General features: G+C 61.9%; 21 protein-coding genes. 8 read left to right on the plus strand and 13 right to left on the minus strand.

From position 1 onward, the window contains the following. Window positions 1–64: 64 nt before the first annotated feature. Genes Q1B16_RS09955 through Q1B16_RS09965 form a run of 3 tightly spaced genes read right to left on the minus strand, consistent with a single transcriptional unit; the run spans window position 65 to window position 2,032 of the window. Entirely contained in the window at window positions 65–238 is a 174-nt protein-coding gene (locus Q1B16_RS09955) for a hypothetical protein (protein WP_299787355.1), read from the minus strand. A 13-nt stretch (window positions 239–251) separates the two neighbouring features. Then, window positions 252–824: a 16S rRNA (guanine(966)-N(2))-methyltransferase RsmD gene (gene rsmD / locus Q1B16_RS09960; RefSeq protein WP_299787358.1), complete on the minus strand. Its 573-nt coding sequence runs from the start codon at window positions 822–824 to the stop codon at window positions 252–254. Then, on the minus strand, window positions 821–2,032 hold the full coding sequence (locus Q1B16_RS09965) for an FAD/NAD(P)-binding oxidoreductase (protein WP_299787361.1): 1,212 nt from the start codon (window positions 2,030–2,032) through the stop codon (window positions 821–823). Before Q1B16_RS09965 ends, rsmD begins: the two co-directional genes overlap by 4 nt. Before the next feature lie 94 nt (window positions 2,033–2,126). On the opposite strand from Q1B16_RS09965, the gene Q1B16_RS09970 reads away from it, so the two are divergent. Further along, complete coding sequence (locus Q1B16_RS09970) at window positions 2,127–2,615, plus strand: peroxiredoxin (protein WP_299787364.1); 489 nt, start codon at window positions 2,127–2,129, stop codon at window positions 2,613–2,615. A gap of 63 nt (window positions 2,616–2,678) precedes the next feature. Here the strand turns inward: Q1B16_RS09970 and Q1B16_RS09975 are convergent, their stop codons facing one another. Both Q1B16_RS09975 and mutY read right to left on the minus strand, forming a co-directional pair. Then, window positions 2,679–3,821, minus strand: coding sequence for an alkane 1-monooxygenase (locus Q1B16_RS09975; RefSeq protein ID WP_299787367.1), 1,143 nt, complete (start codon window positions 3,819–3,821; stop codon window positions 2,679–2,681). A gap of 72 nt (window positions 3,822–3,893) precedes the next feature. After that, entirely contained in the window at window positions 3,894–4,970 is a 1,077-nt protein-coding gene (gene mutY, locus Q1B16_RS09980; RefSeq protein ID WP_299787370.1) for an A/G-specific adenine glycosylase, read from the minus strand. A gap of 61 nt (window positions 4,971–5,031) precedes the next feature. Between mutY and Q1B16_RS09985 the strand changes: the two genes are divergently transcribed. Next, window positions 5,032–5,544 carry a DciA family protein gene (locus tag Q1B16_RS09985; RefSeq protein ID WP_299787373.1) on the plus strand — a complete coding sequence of 171 codons (513 nt, stop codon included), beginning with the start codon at window positions 5,032–5,034 and terminating at the stop codon, window positions 5,542–5,544. A 31-nt stretch (window positions 5,545–5,575) separates the two neighbouring features. Further along, entirely contained in the window at window positions 5,576–6,256 is a 681-nt protein-coding gene (locus Q1B16_RS09990) for a DsbA family protein (RefSeq protein ID WP_299787376.1), read from the plus strand. Window positions 6,257–6,427: 171 nt separating this feature from the next. Here the strand turns inward: Q1B16_RS09990 and Q1B16_RS09995 are convergent, their stop codons facing one another. From Q1B16_RS09995 to Q1B16_RS10010, 4 genes are read right to left on the minus strand one after another with little or no spacing between them, the layout of a single operon-like run. Further along, window positions 6,428–8,470: a hypothetical protein gene (locus Q1B16_RS09995; RefSeq protein WP_299787378.1), complete on the minus strand. Its 2,043-nt coding sequence runs from the start codon at window positions 8,468–8,470 to the stop codon at window positions 6,428–6,430. Then, window positions 8,470–11,241, minus strand: coding sequence for a DUF4159 domain-containing protein (locus Q1B16_RS10000; RefSeq protein WP_299787381.1), 2,772 nt, complete (start codon window positions 11,239–11,241; stop codon window positions 8,470–8,472). The genes Q1B16_RS09995 and Q1B16_RS10000 overlap by 1 nt, the downstream gene beginning before the upstream one ends. After that, complete coding sequence (locus Q1B16_RS10005; RefSeq protein ID WP_299787384.1) at window positions 11,238–12,113, minus strand: DUF58 domain-containing protein; 876 nt, start codon at window positions 12,111–12,113, stop codon at window positions 11,238–11,240. Before Q1B16_RS10005 ends, Q1B16_RS10000 begins: the two co-directional genes overlap by 4 nt. After that, complete coding sequence (locus tag Q1B16_RS10010; protein ID WP_299787387.1) at window positions 12,110–13,117, minus strand: MoxR family ATPase; 1,008 nt, start codon at window positions 13,115–13,117, stop codon at window positions 12,110–12,112. The genes Q1B16_RS10005 and Q1B16_RS10010 overlap by 4 nt, the downstream gene beginning before the upstream one ends. Before the next feature lie 70 nt (window positions 13,118–13,187). On the opposite strand from Q1B16_RS10010, the gene Q1B16_RS10015 reads away from it, so the two are divergent. After that, entirely contained in the window at window positions 13,188–13,781 is a 594-nt protein-coding gene (locus Q1B16_RS10015; RefSeq protein WP_299787390.1) for a DUF1285 domain-containing protein, read from the plus strand. A 76-nt stretch (window positions 13,782–13,857) separates the two neighbouring features. Beyond that, complete coding sequence (locus Q1B16_RS10020; protein WP_299787393.1) at window positions 13,858–14,088, plus strand: DUF2798 domain-containing protein; 231 nt, start codon at window positions 13,858–13,860, stop codon at window positions 14,086–14,088. A gap of 8 nt (window positions 14,089–14,096) precedes the next feature. Here the strand turns inward: Q1B16_RS10020 and Q1B16_RS10025 are convergent, their stop codons facing one another. Next, complete coding sequence (locus tag Q1B16_RS10025) at window positions 14,097–14,915, minus strand: sulfotransferase family protein (RefSeq protein WP_299787396.1); 819 nt, start codon at window positions 14,913–14,915, stop codon at window positions 14,097–14,099. A gap of 141 nt (window positions 14,916–15,056) precedes the next feature. Here Q1B16_RS10025 and Q1B16_RS10030 point away from each other — a divergent pair, with 141 nt between their 5' ends. Together Q1B16_RS10030 and Q1B16_RS10035 are read left to right on the plus strand one after the other, a co-directional pair. Continuing rightward, window positions 15,057–16,634, plus strand: coding sequence for a DUF5928 domain-containing protein (locus Q1B16_RS10030; RefSeq protein WP_299787399.1), 1,578 nt, complete (start codon window positions 15,057–15,059; stop codon window positions 16,632–16,634). Window positions 16,635–16,644: 10 nt separating this feature from the next. Further along, entirely contained in the window at window positions 16,645–17,016 is a 372-nt protein-coding gene (locus Q1B16_RS10035) for a histidine triad nucleotide-binding protein (RefSeq protein WP_299787402.1), read from the plus strand. An 18-nt stretch (window positions 17,017–17,034) separates the two neighbouring features. On the opposite strand, the gene Q1B16_RS10040 is transcribed toward Q1B16_RS10035, so the two are convergent. Beyond that, window positions 17,035–17,952: an ABC transporter ATP-binding protein gene (locus Q1B16_RS10040; RefSeq protein WP_299787405.1), complete on the minus strand. Its 918-nt coding sequence runs from the start codon at window positions 17,950–17,952 to the stop codon at window positions 17,035–17,037. A 76-nt stretch (window positions 17,953–18,028) separates the two neighbouring features. Here Q1B16_RS10040 and Q1B16_RS10045 point away from each other — a divergent pair, with 76 nt between their 5' ends. Next, window positions 18,029–18,214 (plus strand): zinc-finger domain-containing protein, encoded by a 186-nt coding sequence (locus tag Q1B16_RS10045; protein WP_299787855.1) that lies wholly within the window; start codon window positions 18,029–18,031, stop codon window positions 18,212–18,214. Window positions 18,215–18,241: 27 nt separating this feature from the next. Here Q1B16_RS10045 and Q1B16_RS10050 read toward each other — a convergent pair whose 3' ends face one another. Continuing rightward, window positions 18,242–18,754: a hypothetical protein gene (locus Q1B16_RS10050; RefSeq protein ID WP_299787408.1), complete on the minus strand. Its 513-nt coding sequence runs from the start codon at window positions 18,752–18,754 to the stop codon at window positions 18,242–18,244. 170 nt (window positions 18,755–18,924) lie between these two features. Further along, a complete protein-coding gene (locus Q1B16_RS10055) occupies window positions 18,925–19,440 on the minus strand; it encodes a hypothetical protein (protein WP_299787411.1) in 516 nt (171 codons plus the stop codon). Window positions 19,441–19,569 lie beyond the last annotated feature (129 nt).

A 19,569-nucleotide genomic window follows, 5' to 3' on the forward strand; every position in this document is an offset into this window, starting at 1 on the left:
AACGGATGACGCGGCCTCGAGGCCGCGTCGTTTTTGCGTCGCCGCAAAAACGCCCGTGGGTGGGTCAGCTCTCCTTGTCCCAGCGCTTCCAAAGAAGGGACAGCAGGGTTTCCCCGGCCAGTGGCGTCGTGCAATCGGCCATCAGAACGGGACCGTCTTTCCTAGGCGTGCCCGTGTCTGCCCCGGGGGCATCCTGCACTGCGAGAAGGTCGCGAACGGTCGGTGTAAAACTCGTCATGGGCCAAAGCCTATCACGCCTCTGGCGCATCCCCAAATCGCAACACCGTCACATGGGTGTCGCCATACTTGCGCGTGTCCAGCCGGGTGAAGCCGTCGGGTGCCACCTGCGGCGTGTTCTCTTCCCAGACGATCAGCGCACCATCGGCGACCCAGCCCCCCGCTACCGCAGAGGCCAGCGCCTTCTGTCCCAGACCCTTGCCATAAGGCGGGTCGAGAAACACGAGCGTGGCAGGGTCCCCTTCATTGGGTGGCAACCGCGCTGCATCCCGCGCGATCACGCGGCCCGTTTCGCAGCGCAACAGCTTGAGGTTCTCCTTGATCAGCGAAACCGCCTTGCGCCCGTCATCCACGAACACCGCCGACGCAGCACCACGCGACAGCGCCTCGAGCCCCAGCGCGCCCGTCCCTGCAAACAGGTCCAGCACATGCGCGCCCTCGAACGGGTCGCCAAAGCGCCCGCCCGCCAGCATGTTGAACAGGCTTTCGCGCACACGGTCCGTTGTTGGGCGCAGATGCGCACCGGGATCGCCCTTGCCGATATTGGCAAGCGGTCGGCCGCGATAGAGACCGGCGATGATCCTCACGCCTTCAGCAACGCCTTGAGGTTCGTATCGGGGTCACGGATCGTCTTGGGATCGGGTGACTTGCCCATCTCGATCAATCGTTTGCCCACCATGTAGGCGCGCGGATCGTTCATCGCGTCGATGGCCAGAAGCCGGTCGCCCGCATAATACCAATGCGACAGCGCATCGTCATCTCCGCTGCGCGTGACGATACGGTCATACCCGGTGTTCAGCCCGGCGATCTGCAACTTCACATCGTACTGGTCCGACCAGAACCACGGCTTGGCCTCGTAAGCGCGGCCCTCCCCAAGAATATTGTCCGCCACGCATTCCGCCTGATCAATCGCATTGCCCACGCTTTCCAGGCGAAGTTGTTGACCTTGCCAAGGGGAGGACGCGCAATCGCCCGCCGCCCAGATATGCGGATCGGACGTGCGCCCCTGCGCATCGGTCGCGATCCCGTTGTCGATCCGCAGGCCAGCGGCCTCGGCCAGCGCGGTGTTCGGCGTGATGCCGACACCGACCAGCACGAAGTCCACATCGAGCGTACTGCCATCGCCCAGAACCGCCCCGGTCACGCGACCCGCTTCGCCGGTCAGATGATCCAACCCGACCCCTTCGCGCAGGTCGACGCCGTGATCGCGGTGCAGCCTGCGGAAAAAGTCAGAGGTTTCCGGTGCCGCGACCCGTTGCAGGATACGATCTGCCATTTCAACCAATGTCACCCGTAGCCCCAGCTTGGCCGCCACCGCTGCCGCCTCAAGCCCGATATAGCCGCCTCCGACGATCAGCACGCGCGTCCCATGGGTAAAGCGCGGCGACATTGCATCGACATCGCGCAACCCACGCACCACCATCACGCCGTCGAGGTCTCCTCCGATGGATGCGGGTAGACGGCGCGGGGTGGATCCGGTGGTCAGCACCAGATCGTCGTAATGCAACACGTCGCCCCCGACGGTCAGCGTCTGCGCCGCAGGGTCAATGGCCGTTACGGGTGCACCCAGTCGCAGGGTGATGTCCTGTTCCGCATAGAAACTCTCGGGCCGCAGGTAGAGCCTTTCGCGCTCCATCTCTCCCAACAGATAGGCTTTGGACAGCGGCGGGCGTTGGTAAGGCGGAAACGGCTCTTCGCCGATCAGAGTGATCGCCCCGTCGAACTCCTTGGACCGTAGGCGCGCCACGCAAGAGGCGCCTGCCTGACCGGCACCGACAACAATCACATGTTTCATCCGGGAACCTTTTTGCACATGGCCATTGGTCTCTTTGCGCCGGACCCTATATGCGTGAGCAACGTAAATGCAATTCATCAACGAGGGACCGACCATGACAATTGCACCCGGCGATACGCTGCCAGAGGCCACACTTGTGAAAATGGGGGCAGACGGGCCCGAACCGGTGTCCCTGGCGGATCACGCCAAGGGCAAGAAGGTCGTCGTCTTCGCCGTTCCGGGCGCGTTCACGCCGACCTGCCACGCAGCGCATGTGCCCAGCTTTATCCGCACCAAGGATCAGTTCGCCGAAAAAGGCGTGGACGAGATCATCTGCGTTTCGGTCAACGATCCCTTCGTCATGAAAGCCTGGGGCGAGGCCACCGGCGCGACCGAGGCCGGGATCACCATGCTGGGCGACGCCGAAAGTGCGTTCACCAAAGCCATCGGGATGGAGTTCGACGCGCCGCCCGCGGGTCTGATCGCGCGGTCCAAGCGTTATGCGATGATCGTGGATGACGGCACCGTCACGACCCTGCATGTCGAGGAAAGCCCGGGCGTCTGCGAGGTGTCCGGCGGCGAGGCGCTGCTCAAGGAGCTTTGAGCGCGGGGCAATCCTTCGAAGGATTGCCCTGAACTCTTCGAAGAGTTCAGGCCCGGTGCCGGATCACATTCCTTGCCGGGCCTTGTTGTACGCGGACCAATCGGTGATCTCGGGATAATACCGCTCGCGCCAGGCCTTCACGCGGGGGTTCATCATGGCGCGCCACTTGCGGGGAAACAGTGCGAAAAAGGTCATCACCGGATAGCCATACGGCAATTGCGGCGCCTCGGTCTCGTCATGGGTTTGCAGCAATGGGAACCTTCGGTCGGGCTTGTAATGGTGATCGGAGTGGCGTTGCAGGTTGATCAGAAACCAGTTCGACGCCTTGTGCGACGCGTTCCAGCTGTGACGCGGCTTGACGTGTTCGTACTTGCCGTCACCCAGATATTTGCGCGTCAGCCCGTAATGCTCGACATAGTTCACCAGTTCGAGCTGAAAGATCGCGGCCAGCGCCTGTAGCACGAAGATCAGAACCCCGAGCCATCCGCTGATCAGGAAAGCGAGCAGCAGGAAAGCAGTTTGCAGGCCCCAATAGCGCCAGAACGGGTTGCTCTGGTGCCACCACGGCAACCCTTTGCGCGCAAGCATGTCGCGTTCGGCGCGAAACGACGATCTCAGGCAGCCCTTGAGAACGCGCGGATAGAACCGCCAAAAGCTTTCATTGTAGCGTGCGGTCACCGGATCGCGCGGCGTGCCGACATAACGGTGATGCACCAGCAGGTGCTCCGAGCGGAAGTGCCCGTAAAGCGCCATTGTCATGAGCAGATCACCCAGCCAGCGTTCCAGCTTGTTGCGCTGGTGCATGAGTTCATGCGCGTAGACGATGCCGACACTGCCCGACAGAACACCCATGCCGATGGTCACGAAATAGATCTCGAGAGGGCCAAGGTGATCGGCGCGGGGCACGTACCAGATCAGGCCGAAGATCATCGCGAATTGCAGCGGCGCCCAGATCAGCGTGATCATCCGATGCCAGTAAAGCGCGCTTTCCTTGGTCTGCGGATCGAGGTTGTCGGTGTCCAGCCCGAGGGCGGCGTCCAGCGTCGCGAAGACGCCCCAGGTGGCGAGGATCGGCACGACGACCCAGACGCCTCCGATCACCGCGGCGGACAGAACCAGCGGGATCATGAACAGTGACAGCCAAAAGGGCAGGGCGGCCCGGAACGGCAGCCGATTGGACGAGGTGTGTAATGTGCTGTCAGACATGGTCAGGTGCCCTGATTTTTGCGAAGTCTATCAGCCCGCACCCGATTTCACCAAGACTGACGTTGCGCTGCGTCAGGCGGTTTTGGTCAGCGCATAGGCTTTGCGCATGACGGTCGGCAGGTCGTCGGGGTCAAACGTGTCGGCCTCGACGAAATGCCCCCGTATCGGCGCACGGTCCATCGGCACCAGCGCGGTCTTGACGGTCAGCTTCAGGTGGAAATGCGTGAAGGTATGCCGCGCCTCGGTGGGCAGGGTGCGCCATTCGGCGCGGATGGGCGGGTCCTCTTGCGGGGCGTCGCCCCAGTCGCTGCCGGGCCAACCCAGCATTCCGCCCAGAAGCCCGCTGTCCGGGCGCTGTTCCAGCAGCCATGCGCCATCAACCCGACGCGCCAGATAGGCAATGCCAAGCCGGGTGGGTTTGCTTTTCTTCGGCGATTTCTTCGGCAACTCCCCTGCCGTACCCGCCTCCCATGCCGCGCAATTGCGCCGCCACGGGCAAAGACCGCAGGCCGGGTTGCGCGGGGTGCAGATCGTGGCGCCGAGGTCCATCACCGCCTGCGCATAGCAGCCGGGACGATCCGCAGGTGTCAGGGCCGAGGCGTATTCCATCAGCACGGGTTTCGCAGCGGGCAGGGGCGTGTGGTCGTCATAGAGCCGCGCCATCACTCGTTCGACATTGCCGTCGAGAACTGTCTCTGGCCGGTCGAACGCGATCGAGGCAACTGCGGCGGCGGTATAGGGGCCGATCCCCGGTAGGGCGATCAAGCCGTCATAGGTGTCGGGAAAGACGCCGCCATGATCGTGATGCACCGCACGCGCGCATTTGAGCAGGTTGCGGGCGCGGGCGTAGTAGCCAAGCCCGGCCCAGGCCGCCATCACATCGGCATCCTCGGCTTGTGCGAGGTCGCTGACGGTGGGCCAACGGGCCGTGAACGCCTCGAAATAACTTTTCACGGCGGCAACGGTGGTCTGTTGCAGCATGATCTCGGACATCCACACGCGATACGGATCGGGGAGGATGCCCTGCGCCCGCGCCGCAGGACCGACGCGCCAGGGCAGCGCGCGGGCGTGCCTGTCGTACCACTCCAGAAGCAGCTCTGGATCGGGTGCATCACGCAGGTCTGACATACCTTTGATTTCGGCTTTCATTTACGGGCTGGTTGCTGTGGCGTCGGATCACTAGAATAGCGTTCGAATAGGGGAGTCAAACATGCCGCCGCGCACCGGGTACACAAGGGGCTTCAAACGCACGTCGAGCCTCTTGCAGACGCAGATCCGCAAGACGTCCGAGACGCGTGGCTTTGCGCAATCGCGGCTCCTGACCCACTGGTCCGAGATCGCGGGAGACGACATCGCATCCATGAGCCGACCCGTTGAGGTCAAGTACGGTCGCGGCGGGTTTGGTGCGACGCTCACCCTGCTGACCACCGGGGCGAACGCGCCGATCCTCGAGATGCAGAAGGAAAAGCTGCGCGAGCGGGTGAACGCGGTCTACGGCTACAACGCCATTTCCAAGATCAGGATCACCCAGACGGCCTCCACCGGATTTTCCGAGGGGCAGGTGAGCTTTGACCACCGCCCCAAAACGGCGCGCGACGATTCGCTGGCGGCAGTGTCGCCTCAGGCGCAGCAACTGGCCGGTGATGTTCAGGACGACGGCCTGCGCGCCGCACTGGAACGTCTGGCCACGAACGTCTATTCAAAAACGCAAAATCGGACCTAGGTCCACGACAAACAGAACAAAGGGTTTCTTCATGAAACAACGCTTGATGACGATTGCACTCGCGACAGCCCTCGTGGCAGGCGCAGGCTGGTGGGTCGCAGGTACAGGCTCTACGACCACAGTGAACGGGCAAACCATCGTCCTGCCGGGTGCCGCGAACGCGCAGGAAAGCGACGCGGCGGACATCACCATTCAGGAGATGGTGCTGGGAGCCGAGGATGCCCCGGTCGAGGTCATCGAATACGCGTCCTACACCTGCCCGCATTGCGCGACCTTTCATCAAACCGTGCTGAAGGACCTGAAGCGCGATTATATCGACACCGGCAAGGTCAAGTTCACCTATCGCGAGGTTTACTTCGACCGCTACGGTCTCTGGGGATCCCTGGTCGCCCGCTGCGGCGGTGAGGATCGGTTCTTCGGGATCACCGAGATGATCTACGACACCCAGAGCGAATGGTCCCGTGCGGGGTCCGAAGCGGCGATCGCCGACGAGCTGCGCAAGATCGGGCGCATTGCGGGGATCGAGAACGATCAGCTCGAAGCCTGCCTGAGCAACGGTGACAAGGCGCGCGCGTTGATCGAGTGGTACCAGGCCAATGCCGAGGAACACGGCATCAACTCGACCCCGTCCTTCGTGATCGACGGCGAGACCTATTCCAACATGAGCTATAGCGAGTTCCAGGGCATCCTCGACGAACAACTGGGCGGCTAATCGCGATATCAAATCGTCACGAAGTAAAAGGCCGGCCATCTGGGCCGGTCTTTTTTTGTCCGAAGGTCAATTAGGTCCGCACCGGCCCTATTGTTTCGCGCGCGAAACATTGGGTCCGATCCGGTCCCTTTAACAGTTTATTAAGAAACGCAATTCTTTGGAACAGACACTTCAGCTGCGCCGTCCCTCGCGAAGCCATGCGCCGAGGATCAGGCCGGAGGCGAGCAGGAGGACGAGCCAGCCGGGCAGCATGGGGGTTTGGGTCACGTCCAGCGTCTCGAACGCCTCGCGCGGGGTGATGCCAAGCCAGCCGCGACCTGCGGCGGGGCGGCCTTCGCCGACGGCGCGGATGCTGGGCAAGCCCTCTTCGAGACGACGCACGCCGCCACGGGTGCTGTCGACTGCCGGTTCGAGGATATCTCCGCTGGCGATGGTTTGTTCAAATTCGCGCGGTGCCGCCGGACCAAGGCCGACGACGGCCTCCTGATCGCCTTCGGCCAAGCGGTAGAGGCCGATTTCGGGGCCGGTGTAGAGCGCCTCGAACCGGCCCGGAGTGACCTCTTCCAGCGTAATCTCTTCCTCGGTGCCGTCGGGGCGCGTGACCGTGACGGTGCCGATGGTTTCGTCCAGCGTCCGGCGAATGATCCGCATGGTCTGACCGGTGGGTTCGGCCCAGAGCGCTTCTTCCTCGAGCTCGGGCTCCTTCATCATCCAGTGGGCAAGGCGGCGCAGCAGGTCGAGCTGCGGGCCTCCACCCTCGAACCCGCGGGACCAGAGCCACGCGTGATCCGACGCGAGCAGGGCGACGCGGCCTTCGCCGACGCGATCCAGTACCAGCAAGGGCTTGTCGTCGATACCGCTCATCACGACATCGCCGCCAATCGGGGCGACCTCGATCTGGCGCATCCAGCGGCCCCATGTGTCGGCTCCGGTGAGCCCAGATGTCACCGGGTGGCGTTCACCCAGATCGGTGATGCCCGGACGGTAGCCGCGTTCGATCACGCGTGCGGTGGGTTCGGCCGGGATGATGTCCGCGAGGGGTGAGCGGTAGATGCTGTCGGCGCTGGCGAAATCGGGACCAGCGGCGATGAGAACCGCGCCGCCCTCTTCGACATAGCTGCGCACGTTGTCGAGATAGATCGCCGGGAGGATGCCGCGGCGTTTGTAGCGGTCGAAGATGATGAGGTCGAAATCCTCGATCTTTTCCAGGAACAGCTCGCGTGTCGGGAAAGCGATCAGCGACAGCTCGGTGACCGGCACGCCATCCTGCTTCTCCGGTGGGCGGAGAATGGTGAAATGTACCAGATCGACCGAGCTGTCGGACTTCAGCAGATTGCGCCATGTGCGGCCGCCTGCATGGGGTTCGCCGCTGACAAGCAGAACGCGAAGGCGGTCACGGACGCCGTTGATCTGCACCAGGGCGGTGTTGTTGCGGTCGGTGAGTTCGCCTTCGGCGGTGGGGACGGTGAATTGGATCACGTTCAGCCCGCCGTGGGGCAGCGTGATGGGCAGCTCGATATCCTCACCGATAGGCATGTCGAAGCGCTGCGGCTCTTCCCCGTCGACGGAAATGTCGATCACGGTGGAGGTTTCCTCCGGTGCGGCGCCGTCATCGTCGACACGCAGAGTCAGGGTGACGGGTTCACCGAGGATCGCAAAGGCGGGGGCGTTCTTGACGATCAGGCGGCGGTCCCAGTCGGTTTCCTTGCCGGTGAGCAAAAGGTGAAGAGGCGCAGGAAGGTCAGGTGTGCGTTCCAGATCGTGCACGCGCCCATCGCTGAGCAGGAAGATGCCCGCAATCCGCCCGCGCGGTTCCTCGGCGAGGGCGTCGGAAACGGCCGACATCAGAAGCGTGCCGGTATCGCCATCGCCATCGCCTACCTCGATCCGGCGGATTTCCGTGTTCTCGCGCGCGTTCAATTGCAATGCCAACTGCCCGGCGGCGTCTGTTGTTTCGTCAAGGCGGTCGCCCAACGATTGGCTGGCGCTTTTGTCCTCGACGATGAGGACGATGTTCGACAGGGGCGCGCGGTCTTCGACCTGATAGGACGGTTGTGCCAACGCGGCCAACACCACCAGCGCGGCCAGTGCGCGAAGTGCCCAGCCTTGCAACCCGCGCCACAAGGCGAGTGCAACGCCAAGCCCGGCGAGTCCCGCGAGAACGGCGATGATCACCCAGGGAAGAAGAGGATCGAATACGATGGAGCCGGTCATCAATTGCCCAATCTGTCAAGAAGTGCAGGCACGTGAACCTGATCGGATTTGTAGTTGCCGGTCAGCACGTGCATGACCAGATTCACCCCGAAGCGATACGCGATCTCGCGCTGACGCTCGCCCGAGTAGCCGCGCCCGATGGGGAAGAGCGCATTGCCCCGTTCATCCATCGCCCAAGCCGCCGCCCAGTCGTTGCCGCCGATGATCACGGGGGTCACGTTGTCGTTGAGGTTGCGGAACGGCATGCCTTCGACAAGCTCTGCATCGGGCGGGGCGGCCTCCACCCAGACATCGGTGCTGTTGTGGCGGCCGGGGAAATCCTGAAGCAGGTAGAAGGTGCGGGTCAGGACGTGATCCTGCGGGATCGGCTCGAGCGGGGGAATGTCCAGCGGTGCCGCCAGTTGTTGCAGCTTGCGGCCATTCGGGCTGCCGGTGCCGAAGCGGGCGATGTCGGCGTCGCGGGTGTCGAACATGATCATCCCGCCGGACCGAAGGTAGGTGTTCAGCTTGGCGTAGGCTTCGGCCGAAGGGGTGGGCTGGTCCGGCGTGATGGGCCAGTAGAGGAACGGGAAGAACGCTAGCTCGTCGGTTTCGAGGTTCACCGCAACCGGGTCGGCCGGTTCAACGGAGGTGCGGAAAAAAAGCGTGTCCGACAGGCCCCGCAACCCGGCTTGCGCCGTGCGGTCCAATGTGTTGTCGCCGGTGATGACATGGGCGAACGTCACCTCTGCAGTGGCGGCGAGCGCGAACTGGTCCTCGGTGGATTGTGCCTGAGCCGGTGCGCCCGGCATCAGCAGCAGCGCAAGCGCGACACCTGCGGCGGTGGTGGCGCGCGGGCCGGACAGGCGGCCCGACAGCAGGAGCGAGGCAATGATGTCGGCCAGCAGCAGCGCAATCGCCAATGCGAGCAGCCATCCCGCGAGAGGCGTTTCTTCGGATTGCGTGAGCCCTTCGACCTTGATGTCGGACGGCCAGGTTGCAGGGGTGAGCGTGGCATCCGCCGTCAACACGTTGCGGGCCAAGGCGCGATCCTGACTTTGGTAAAGGCCCGGGCGCAGGTACGGGCCAAGCGGCGCTTCGGCAAGGCTTTCGCCGCTGACGCCGGGAAGGGTGCTGCCATCGGTGAGCGTTCCGAATGCATCGAGAACCATGTTCGGCTGCCAGATCGTTCCGGCAAGGTCGTCTGCGCTGGGCTGGGCGCCGCTTCCTGCGGCGATGGCGAGACGTTCGAGCATCTGGACGAAGAGGCCGGACAGCGGCAGCGAGGACCATTCGGCGTTTGCGGTGACATGGAACAGGATGATCTGGCCCTGACCCACCGCCTTGCGTGTGACAAGCGGGGTGCCATCGCTGAGCTGAGCAATCACGCGCTCGGCCAAGGCCGGGTCGGGTTGTGCCATCACTTGCGCGGTCACGGTCACGTCGGAGGGAACGGGCAGGCCGAAGAACGGGCTGTCCTCACTGAATTCGGCAAGCGACTTGGGCTCGCCCCAGCTCATTGCGCCGCCGACGCTGCGGCCGCCGGCACGCAGGCGGACGGGCATGAGCGGGTCTTCGGTGTCGCGGCTGATGTCGCTGGCGGCAAGGCGAGGGCCTGCAAAGCGCAAGAGGATGCCGCCGTCTTCGAGCCATTCGAGAAGCGCCTCTTCTTCGGCGGCGCCCAGCGTTGCCACATCGGCGAGCGCGATCACGTCCGGGTTGGCCGGGATCATGTCCATCAACGAGCCAGTGAGCAGGTCTGCCGTCGGTTCCAGCGCCTTTTCGAGATAGTGCAAAGGCGACAGGAGTTGCAGCCCTTCACGATCCTCGCGGCCTGCCATGAGGGCGACTTCGCGGCGGCGCAGGCTGTCATCGGGAAGTGTCGTGGCCCCGGCGCTGCGGTTGCCTTCGATCTCGAAGCGGGTGATCCGTGCGCGCAGTTCTGACGGGAGCGAGAGCGCGGTTTCCGCAGTGGCCGAGTCCGCTTCGAACAGGGCGGTTGCACGGGCCAGAACCGCTGGGTTGCCTGCCGGGTCACGGCCCTGCGCAAGGATCGTGACCTCACCTTCGCTGCCGGTTTGGGCACGCAGTGCTGTAAGAACGATATTACCGTCTTCGAACCGGGCGGGGGTCAGGCCGAGGATCGACTGACCCGCCTGGAAAACGGTTACTGTCCCGCGATCCTCAAGTGTTTCCAACAGCGCGACGCGGGTGTCGCGTTCCAGGCCGTCTGACATCCAGTAGGTGTCGAAATCGCCTTCGGGCAACACGGTCAGGGCGCGGTCGACCTGCGCCTCGCCGGGTTCCCACGGGTCGGGCGTGAGACCGATAAGACGGGCACGGAGGTCGTCTGCCGTCTGGAAACTTGTGGGTTCCGGGGCGGTCAGCTTGATCAGCGCAACGCGCCGGTCGTCGCGCGCGGCCTGCGCGAGCAAGCCGTCAAGCGCCTGTGTCCGGGCCCGCCAGCTTGCCGCGCTGGCCCAGGACCCGTCCATCACGACGAGAAGCGGCCCGTCATTGGCGGCGATATCGTCGGTCTGGGGGTTCAGGATCGGCCCGGCCAACCCGATGATGAGCGCTGCAACAGCCAACATGCGCAGCAGAAGAAGCCACCACGGCGTGCGGTCGCTGACCTGATCGTCGTCCTTTAGGCCAAGCAGGAGCACCACGCCGGGAAACATACGGCGGATCGGTGCGGGCGGCACCGCGCGCAGGATCAGCCAGAGGATCGGCAGCGCAAGAAGCGTCAGCAGAAGCCAGGGTGTTGCGAAACCGATTCCGAATAACGTCATCCGTGGGCCCCATCCATAGCCCGGTATATCCAGAGCAGCGCGGTCTGCGCGCTCTCGCTTGTGTGGTGGCAGAGATATTGCCAGCCGGTCAGTCGTGACAGCTGGTCGAGGCGATCCTTGCGCTCTGCGAGCCGGTCGAGATAGCGGCTGCGCAGATCGCCTGCCTTGAGCGTTTCATGGACAATGCCGCCGCCAATGCTTTGAAAGATCGTGCGGCCGTCGAAGGGAAAATGCTCTTCGGTCGGGTCCAGGATTTGAACCAAGGCACCGCGCACGCCGCGATCGGCGGCTTTTGTCAGCGCCGCTTCGATCGGGGCGGGATCGCCGAGGAAGTCCGAGAAAAAGATCGCGCGCGATTGCGGGATCATGCCGCGGGCTTCGGGTTCGGCGTAGTCGTCGCCTTGATCGACTGACAGCATTTCGGCGAGCCGCGTGATCTGGGCCTGACCGCGCCGGGGCGGAAGGTCGAACCCTGTCAGACCAACGCGTTCCCCACCCCGGATCAGCAGGATCGAAATGGCCAGAGCCAAAGTGCGGGCGCGGTCTGCCTTGGTTGGCAGGTTGGTGTCGGAGGCAAAGCGCATGGAGGCCGCCTGATCGACCCAGAGAATGACGCTTTGCGCAATCTGCCATTCGCGTTCGCGCACAAACTGCGTGTCGCTGCGGGCGGACCGCCGCCAATCAATATCGCGAAGCGCGTCGCCCTGTTGCATCGGGCGGTATTGCCAGAAGTCGTCGCCCAACCCCGAGCGTCGCCGCCCGTGTTCGCCCAGCAGAACGGTTCCGGCCAAATGCTCGGCCCGCGCGAGGAGCGCGGGGAGCTTGGCCGCTTCTTCTTCGGAGCGTTGACGGAGGGCCGTGACGGGTGTCACGCAGCGGCCTCGGTCGCCACCATGCGGTGCGCGACTTCGTCGATCAGGCTGCCAAGGTCTTCGCCCCGCGCGCGTGCCGAGAAAGTCAGCGCCATACGGTGGGTCAGCACCGGGCGGGCCATGTTGATCACGTCTTCCGGTGCCGGGGCGAGCCGTCCTTCGAGCAGCGCACGTGCGCGCACGGTCAGCATCAGCGCCTGAGCGGCGCGCGGGCCAGGGCCCCAGGCGACGGTGTCCTTCACGCGGGCACCGGCGAGTTCGTCATGCGGACGGAACGCGCGCACGAGGTCGAGGATCATCTCGACGACTGCGTCGCCCACGGGCATCCGGCGCAACAGTTTTTGTGCCGCGATCAGCTCATCGGCGGTGAACACCCCATAGGCTTCGGCCTCTTCCGCGCCGGTGGTGGCAAGGAGAATGTCCTTTTCGGTGGCGCGGTCGGGATATTGCACGTCGATCTGCACAAGGAAGCGGTCAAGCTGCGCTTCGGGCAGCGGGTAGGTGCCTTCCTGTTCGATGGGGTTTTGCGTGGCCAGAACATGGAACGGCGCATCCAATTTGCGGGTTTCGCCGGCGACCGTGACGACCTTTTCCTGCATCGCCTGAAGCAGAGCGGACTGTGTGCGGGGCGAGGCTCGGTTGATCTCGTCCGCCATGAGAAGCTGACAGAAGATCGGGCCCTGGATGAACTTGAAAGCGCGGCTGCCATCGGCCCCGGTTTCCAGCACTTCGGACCCAAGGATGTCGGCCGGCATCAGGTCCGGCGTGAACTGAACCCGGTTGCCATTGAGGCCCATTACGGTGGACACCGTTTCCACAAGCCGTGTCTTGCCGAGGCCGGGTAGGCCAATGAGCAAGCCATGACCACCGCAGAGAAGCGATGTCAGAGTGAGCTCGACCACACGTTCCTGACCGATGAACCGACGGGTGATCGCCGTCTTGGCCTGCGCCAGCTTTTCTTCCAGCGCTTCGATCTCGGCGACCAAATCTTCGGCTGCGACCATGACGTGACTCCCTTGCGCATTAAGTAGGTTTCAAGAAAGTGTAACGCGCAAAGGGGAAATGGCAAAAGCAATGAGCGAACAAGATCGTGTTACTCCGTCCGCTGAAGGCATTGCTGCCTCAGTTCGCGCCACAAAGAGCAAAGGTTTGCCACCGGTGCACCTGTGGGATCCGCCGTTTTGCGGTGATCTCGACATGCGGATCGCACGGGATGGCACGTGGTTCTACCTTGGGACGCCAATTGGACGCGCGCTTTTGGTGAAGCTGTTTTCGTCCATTTTGCGTAAAGACGGCGATAAATATTTCCTCGTGACCCCGGTCGAGAAGGTGGGAATCACCGTCGAGGACGCGCCTTTCGTGGCCACGGATTTCGAAGTTTCGGGGGAGGGCGAGGCGCAGGTGCTGACCTTTACGACCCATGTCGGTGATACGGCGGTCGCCGGACCCGACCATCCCATCCGGGTAGAGCGTGACGCGGAAACCGGAGAGCCGTCGCCCTATGTTCTGGTTCGGGCCAATCTCGAAGCGCTGATCGACCGAAAGAGCTTTTATCGGCTGGTCGAGTGCGGTGCGCATCACGAGGTGGATGGTCAGAGCTGGTTCGGTGTCTGGTCGGGCGGGCAGTTCTTTCCGATCATCCCGTCGTCGGAATTACCCGACACTTAAAGTCGGATACCCTTGCGGTCGGTGGCGCCAGATCACATTCTGAAACCAGAATTTATCAAAAGCAAACGAGCCGATCATGATACCTCCACGCCTTGCCCTGGTAGCCTTTGGGTTCCTGTTGTCCGGATTGATGTCGCTCATCGTGTCCTTCGTCGCCACGTTTCGTGCAACAGGACTGATAGATGGGTTCATCGGGGTGTGGCTGTCGGCGTGGCTCGCTAGCTGGCTCGTGGCGCTTCCGACCGTTCTTGTGGTCGCTCCTATGGTGCGGCGCTTTGTTGAGCGAAACACGAAGAAACCGGCCTGAAGCTTCTGCTAGTCGCCCAGCTTGGCGTGCACCTCGTCAAGGTCGATCTCGGCCACGGGCATCTTGTTGCCGGGGTTTTCGAAGTCGTATTTGAAGAGTTCGAAATCCTTTTTGTAGATTTCGTACACCAGATGCATCGACAGATCGTCGAAATAATCCTCGACCGGATGGGCGCGTTTCGGTCCGTGCCCCTCGCTTTCGTTGAAGCGCGGGATTTTCTTTAGATCGATCTTCTTCTTCGTTTTCACGTTGGCGAGCACGTCGGCCATGCCGTCGTTGAAGTTTTCCGTCCAGAAGATGTTGTTGTACCGGCCACCGTTGACGATGAACGTGCTGACATGGCCTGACATTGCGGACCAGTGAATGTCCGGGTCCATCGGGCGCCGCCAGCGAATGGTGTCGCGGGCGAAGAGCAGAAAACGCCGGAAGCTTTTGATCTGGTCAAATTCCTGTTTGCCGTCCTCGCCGCCAACCTCGATCCCGTATTTCTGGATCAGGAGCGGGACGAGATTGCCGCGATACCGCTTTCCGTTCCGCTGGATGCCGCAAATCTTGTCGAAGAACGAACTCAGGATGCGGGTGTAGGGGTTCCGAACGCAGGTGAAGGCGTAGGTATCATGCGCCTGAATGCGCTTCGTGATGGCATCCTTGCTTGGGTCCAAAGCCCACTTGTGCAGGCCCCTTTGGGCATCATGGATGTCCCCGTCAAAGAACTCTCCGTGATCGGAATAGAACATGATCTGACCAATGGTCGAACATGCGCATTTGGGCACGACGCGATAGACCATGCTTTCGCTCTCGGTCATCCACGTTCCGGGAAATCCCATACTCTGCCGCCTCCAGCCTCGTTCCGGGCTCTTGTCGTCCGGTAACGTAAACAAAAAATCAAAGAAAGTCGGTTTATTCAATCACTGAACACGCTTATCACTATCAGAAAGAGGAAAATAATAGGCAAGATGTCGAGCTGAATGGCAAATATCGCCTTTATATTGTTGTGTCACAAGGATCCCGACGCAATCATCCGGCAGGCTCTGAGCCTGACTGCGGTCGGGGATTACATCTCGATCCACTTCGATGCGCGTGCCGATGCCTCTGCCTACCGGACGATTAAGACGGCGCTGTCCGACAATCCTAACGTCACATTTGCGAAAAAACGGATCAAATGTGGTTGGGGAGAGTGGTCGCTGGTGCAGGCCACGCTTTACGCCGTAGAAGCCGCCGTCGATGCTTTTCCGCGGGCGACCCATTTCTACATGCTGTCCGGCGATTGCCAGGCGATCAAGACGGCCGAATACGCGCATGATTACCTCGACCGGATGGACGCCGATTTCATCGAGAGTTTCGATTTCTTCGCGTCGGACTGGATCAAGACCGGAATGAAGGAAGAGCGGCTGATCTATCGCCACTTCTTCAACGAGCGCACGCAGAAATGGATTTTCTACAAGAGCTTCCATTTGCAGCAGCGCTTTGGCCTGACTCGCGAGATCCCCGAGGACCTGGAGATCCAGATCGGCAGTCAGTGGTGGTGTCTGCGGCGGCGCACGGTCGAGGCGATCCTTGATTTCTGCAAGAAGCGACCGGATGTGAAGCGTTTTTTCAGCACCACGTGGATTCCCGACGAAACCTTTTTCCAAACCCTCGTACGGCACCTCGTCCCGGAGCGCGAGATCGAGTGCCGCACCCTTACCTTTCTGATGTTCTCGGACTACGGGATGCCGGTGACGTTCTACAACGATCACTACGATCTCCTGTTGACGCAGGACTTCCTGTTCGCGCGCAAGATCAGCCCAGAGGCGTTGCAGCTGAAGGAGCGGCTGGGCAGCCTGTATTCCGCCAAGGACGTGAATTTCGAGATTTCGAACGAAGGGCGGTCGCTTTATAAGTTCCTTACTGGAAAAGGCCGTATTGGCCGCCGCTTCGCACCGCGGTTCTGGGAGACCGAGAGCACCCTGGGGCGCGAACGCGAGTTGCTGATCGTGGTGTGCAAGAAATGGCATGTCGCCAAGCGGTTGGTGACGCGTATCCGCCAGCTTACCAACATCCCGTGCATCGAATACCTCTTCAACGAAGAGGACACGGAATTGCCGGATATGGGTGGGATCCAGACGACCCTGGGCAAGCGACACCGGCATCGGCGGTCGCTGATGCGGATGCTGTTCGACTATTACGATTCGGATCGCATGGTCGTTTGTATGGATCCGGGCAACCTCGATCTGCTCGAAGATTTCTGCCGGGATCGCGCGACGACGCGCCTTCTGGAAATCAACTGCACATTTACCGATGACTATCTGATCGGTCACGCCATGCGCGTCGGGCTTGCCGGGGAGCGGACGCCGCAGGAAACGCTTGAGCGGCTCTTGCCGACGATCCGCAACGACATTCTGCATGAGAGCGACCGGATCCGCGACGCGGAGTTCGAGAACCATCAGCGGATTCGCGAAGAAGACAGCATTGACGTGAATGCAGCGTCTCTGGCGAGCTTTCTGACCATCGCCCCGGAACAGGCGCTCGAAATCGCCCGTACCGACCATCTATTCGCAGACTGAGGAAGCCCCCATGGCCTATGTCTATGACGATCAAAATATCTTCGCCAAGATCCTGAGAGGCGAGATCCCGAACGACACTGTTCTCGAGACGGAACACACGTTGGCGTTTCGCGATATTCAACCGCAAGCGCCGGTACACGTGCTTGTGATCCCGAAGGGACCTTACGTGTGCTTCGATCATTTCGCGCGTGAGGCCAGCGATGCCGAGATCGTGGATTTCAACCGCGCCGTCGGTGAAGTGTGCAAGCAAGAAGGGCTCGAGGACGGCGGCTATCGGGTCATCTCGAACGCCGGAGAGGCGGGCGTTCAGGAAGTGCCGCACCTGCATATTCATGTGTTGGGCGGCCGAGGATTGGGCCGGATGTTGCAACCGGCCCGCTAAGCGCTTTTCCAGAGCCTATCAGGCCGAGCGGGTCAGCGACAGGAACACGTCTTCCAAGTCTGCCTGCTCGGTCCGCACGTCGCGAATACGCACACCATTGTCGCGCAGCATCGACAGGACATCCTCTGCCGACGTTTGCCGTGCGCGGTAGGTGACGGCCAACGTCCCGTCCTCGCGGGTCGTCACACCGATCCCGTCGACCTTGGGCAACTGACCGATCTCGGCGTCGGGTTGAATGATCATCGTTTTGGCGTCAAGCGCGCCAAGAAGGTTGCTGGTGCTGTCACGCGCGACGACCTCGCCGTGGTTGATGATGGCGATCTCGTCGCACATCTCCTCGGCCTCTTCGAGGTAATGCGTTGTCAGGATGATGGTCATCCCGTTTTCCCTGTTCAGCTTGCGCACATTGGTCCAAAGCATTTGTCGCAGTTCGATATCGACGCCCGCGGTCGGTTCATCCAGCACAAGGACATGCGGTCTGTGAACGAGCGCCTTGCCCAGCAATAGCCGCCGCCGCATGCCGCCGGACAAGGTCCGGGCGTAGGCTTCGGCCTTGTCGGAGAGGCCGATCATGTCGAGAATTTCGTCGGACCGACGTTCTGACTTGGGGACGCCGTAAAGACCTGCCTGCACCTCCAACGCGCCGCGCGGGGTGAAGAACGGGTCGAGGTTCAGCTCTTGCGGCATCACGCCGATGGAAGCGCGCGATTGGCGCGGGTTCACATCCTGGTCCCAGCCCCAGATCGTCACCTTGCCCGATGACTTGGTCACCAAACCGGCAAGAATATTGATCAGCGTCGACTTCCCCGCGCCATTGGGCCCGAGCAATCCAAAGACCGATCCGCGCGGCACGGTCAGGTCGATGCCCTTCAGGGCTTCCTTGCCGCCGGAATACGTCTTTTTCAATCCTTCGATCTCAATGGCGCCCTGTGTCATCGCTGTCTCTTGCCCCCTTGGCCATGTCGTCCTAAACCGCACCTAGTGGAAAATGCCAATGAAGGAAACGCAGCAGATGGCAACGCAAGCGCCCGAAACCAAAATCGTGGACAGCTACCGTATCGCCTGTGACGGCGGCGAGGGGGCGCTGGGGCACCCGCGCGTCTGGCTGCAAATCCCGCATGACACCGGCTGGGTCGAGTGCGGTTATTGCGATGCAAAATACATCCATAAGGATTTCGCCGACCAGCAGGACTCGTGACGGCAAAGCACGCGTCGCGCGTACTTTCTAGCTGATCGGGATCGGTGCCGGGCCGCAAGGCAGGACCGGCCTGTCATCTCGCGGGTCGATGAGGAATTCCAGCACTTTCTCTCCCGACCAGACCGTGATCTCGCGGCCGAGGCTGTCCTGTCCGCTGCCGATCACCGTTCCGGTTTCATTGTCCAGCGTGTGGTAGAGCACGTTCGCTTCGACACCGTTTTCGCATTGCAGACTTGCGCGCCCAGGGGTGCTCGGTCCGCCGGCGACCCATTCTCCGGTGCAACTGGTGCCATCGTCGAGAAACCCGATGACCACGCCCGTATCCCATCCATGTGCCTGCCCGTCAAAGTAGACGCCTTCGGTGCCAAGGCAGGCGAGGGCGCGCACGCAATTGGCGGTATCGTAGGGGATATTCTCGCAATTCGGCAGGCTGGATGTTTTGCCGGTCTTGGGGCTCAAACCCTTTAGATCGAGCGTCTCATTCGCGGCGGCAGAAACTGCCCCTAGCGCGAGAAACATGGCACTGAATACAAGACGCACGACAAGCCCTCCGTTTATCCGAGTCCGACCGTGAAGAGTATATTGCGCAAGTCGCGACTCGCCAGCGATGGATCGATGTCAATCAATCCGGTCGGCACTTCATCGCCGATCCTCGCCTTGCACCGGCCCGACGATGGACGTGCAATTGGCATGGTACGATTTCAGTCGCCTTACCTGTTGAAGCGTCCGCGCAGGATTTGCACCCCGTCAAAGGCCCAGAGAAGGAAGAGACCAAAGCCAATGGTCAACGGTCCGAAAGTACTTAAACCGCCGAGTGTGCCGCCCGGAGTGTACGACGTCATTATGAAGAACATGGCTATGAATGTCGTGAAGTAAAACAGGCCGCGCAGCGGGCGTCCGGCTGCATAACAGTGAAGTCCGATAATTCCGCCGAAATACCAAAGCAGGCCGGTGGCCACGCGTTGCCATGTATTTGGCTGACCTTTGGCTGAAGGAGGCGGTGGGGGTGGCGCCCCGGCACCGCAATTCACGCAATTCGGCGCGTCTGCGAGAATAGCCGAGCCGCAATAGTTACACCCGACGCTGTTGCGCTTCCGCACTTTGTTGATGGCACGGCGGCCGTGTTCGGTAATGCGCCGAACGTGGTCGTTGGAAAGCGCCGTTGAAACCACGGATTGCAAGGCATCCAAGGGTGCCTTGCGACTGTCATGATCATATTTTTCCATGGCGTGCGCTTTCCTGAATAGATCCCCATGGCTTAGGGATCGACTAAGGCCATCTCTAGCCAAAAACAGGGTCGAATTGGGAAAAACGGTCGCGGGTCGAGGGTCTGCGAGAGGGTGCCATTGGCGGCA

The organism is uncultured Marivita sp., assembly GCF_947488135.1.
Classification (GTDB): Bacteria; Pseudomonadota; Alphaproteobacteria; order Rhodobacterales; family Rhodobacteraceae; genus Marivita.

Excerpts from the sequence above, each read along its gene's own strand:
- Q1B16_RS09955 (WP_299787355.1), bottom strand. The coding sequence starts at position 238 with ATGACGAGTTTTACACCGACCGTTCGCGACCTTCTCGCAGTGCAGGAT.
- Q1B16_RS09965 (WP_299787361.1), bottom strand. The coding sequence starts at position 2,032 with ATGAAACATGTGATTGTTGTCGGTGCCGGTCAGGCAGGCGCCTCTTGC.
- Q1B16_RS09970 (WP_299787364.1), top strand. The coding sequence starts at position 2,127 with ATGACAATTGCACCCGGCGATACGCTGCCAGAGGCCACACTTGTGAAA.
- Q1B16_RS09975 (WP_299787367.1), bottom strand. The coding sequence starts at position 3,821 with ATGTCTGACAGCACATTACACACCTCGTCCAATCGGCTGCCGTTCCGG.
- mutY (WP_299787370.1), bottom strand. The coding sequence starts at position 4,970 with ATGAAAGCCGAAATCAAAGGTATGTCAGACCTGCGTGATGCACCCGAT.
- Q1B16_RS09985 (WP_299787373.1), top strand. The coding sequence starts at position 5,032 with ATGCCGCCGCGCACCGGGTACACAAGGGGCTTCAAACGCACGTCGAGC.
- Q1B16_RS09990 (WP_299787376.1), top strand. The coding sequence starts at position 5,576 with ATGAAACAACGCTTGATGACGATTGCACTCGCGACAGCCCTCGTGGCA.
- Q1B16_RS09995 (WP_299787378.1), bottom strand. The coding sequence starts at position 8,470 with ATGACCGGCTCCATCGTATTCGATCCTCTTCTTCCCTGGGTGATCATC.
- Q1B16_RS10000 (WP_299787381.1), bottom strand. The coding sequence starts at position 11,241 with ATGACGTTATTCGGAATCGGTTTCGCAACACCCTGGCTTCTGCTGACG.
- Q1B16_RS10010 (WP_299787387.1), bottom strand. The coding sequence starts at position 13,117 with ATGGTCGCAGCCGAAGATTTGGTCGCCGAGATCGAAGCGCTGGAAGAA.
- Q1B16_RS10015 (WP_299787390.1), top strand. The coding sequence starts at position 13,188 with ATGAGCGAACAAGATCGTGTTACTCCGTCCGCTGAAGGCATTGCTGCC.
- Q1B16_RS10020 (WP_299787393.1), top strand. The coding sequence starts at position 13,858 with ATGATACCTCCACGCCTTGCCCTGGTAGCCTTTGGGTTCCTGTTGTCC.
- Q1B16_RS10025 (WP_299787396.1), bottom strand. The coding sequence starts at position 14,915 with ATGGGATTTCCCGGAACGTGGATGACCGAGAGCGAAAGCATGGTCTAT.
- Q1B16_RS10030 (WP_299787399.1), top strand. The coding sequence starts at position 15,057 with ATGGCAAATATCGCCTTTATATTGTTGTGTCACAAGGATCCCGACGCA.
- Q1B16_RS10035 (WP_299787402.1), top strand. The coding sequence starts at position 16,645 with ATGGCCTATGTCTATGACGATCAAAATATCTTCGCCAAGATCCTGAGA.
- Q1B16_RS10040 (WP_299787405.1), bottom strand. The coding sequence starts at position 17,952 with ATGACACAGGGCGCCATTGAGATCGAAGGATTGAAAAAGACGTATTCC.
- Q1B16_RS10045 (WP_299787855.1), top strand. The coding sequence starts at position 18,029 with ATGGCAACGCAAGCGCCCGAAACCAAAATCGTGGACAGCTACCGTATC.
- Q1B16_RS10055 (WP_299787411.1), bottom strand. The coding sequence starts at position 19,440 with ATGGAAAAATATGATCATGACAGTCGCAAGGCACCCTTGGATGCCTTG.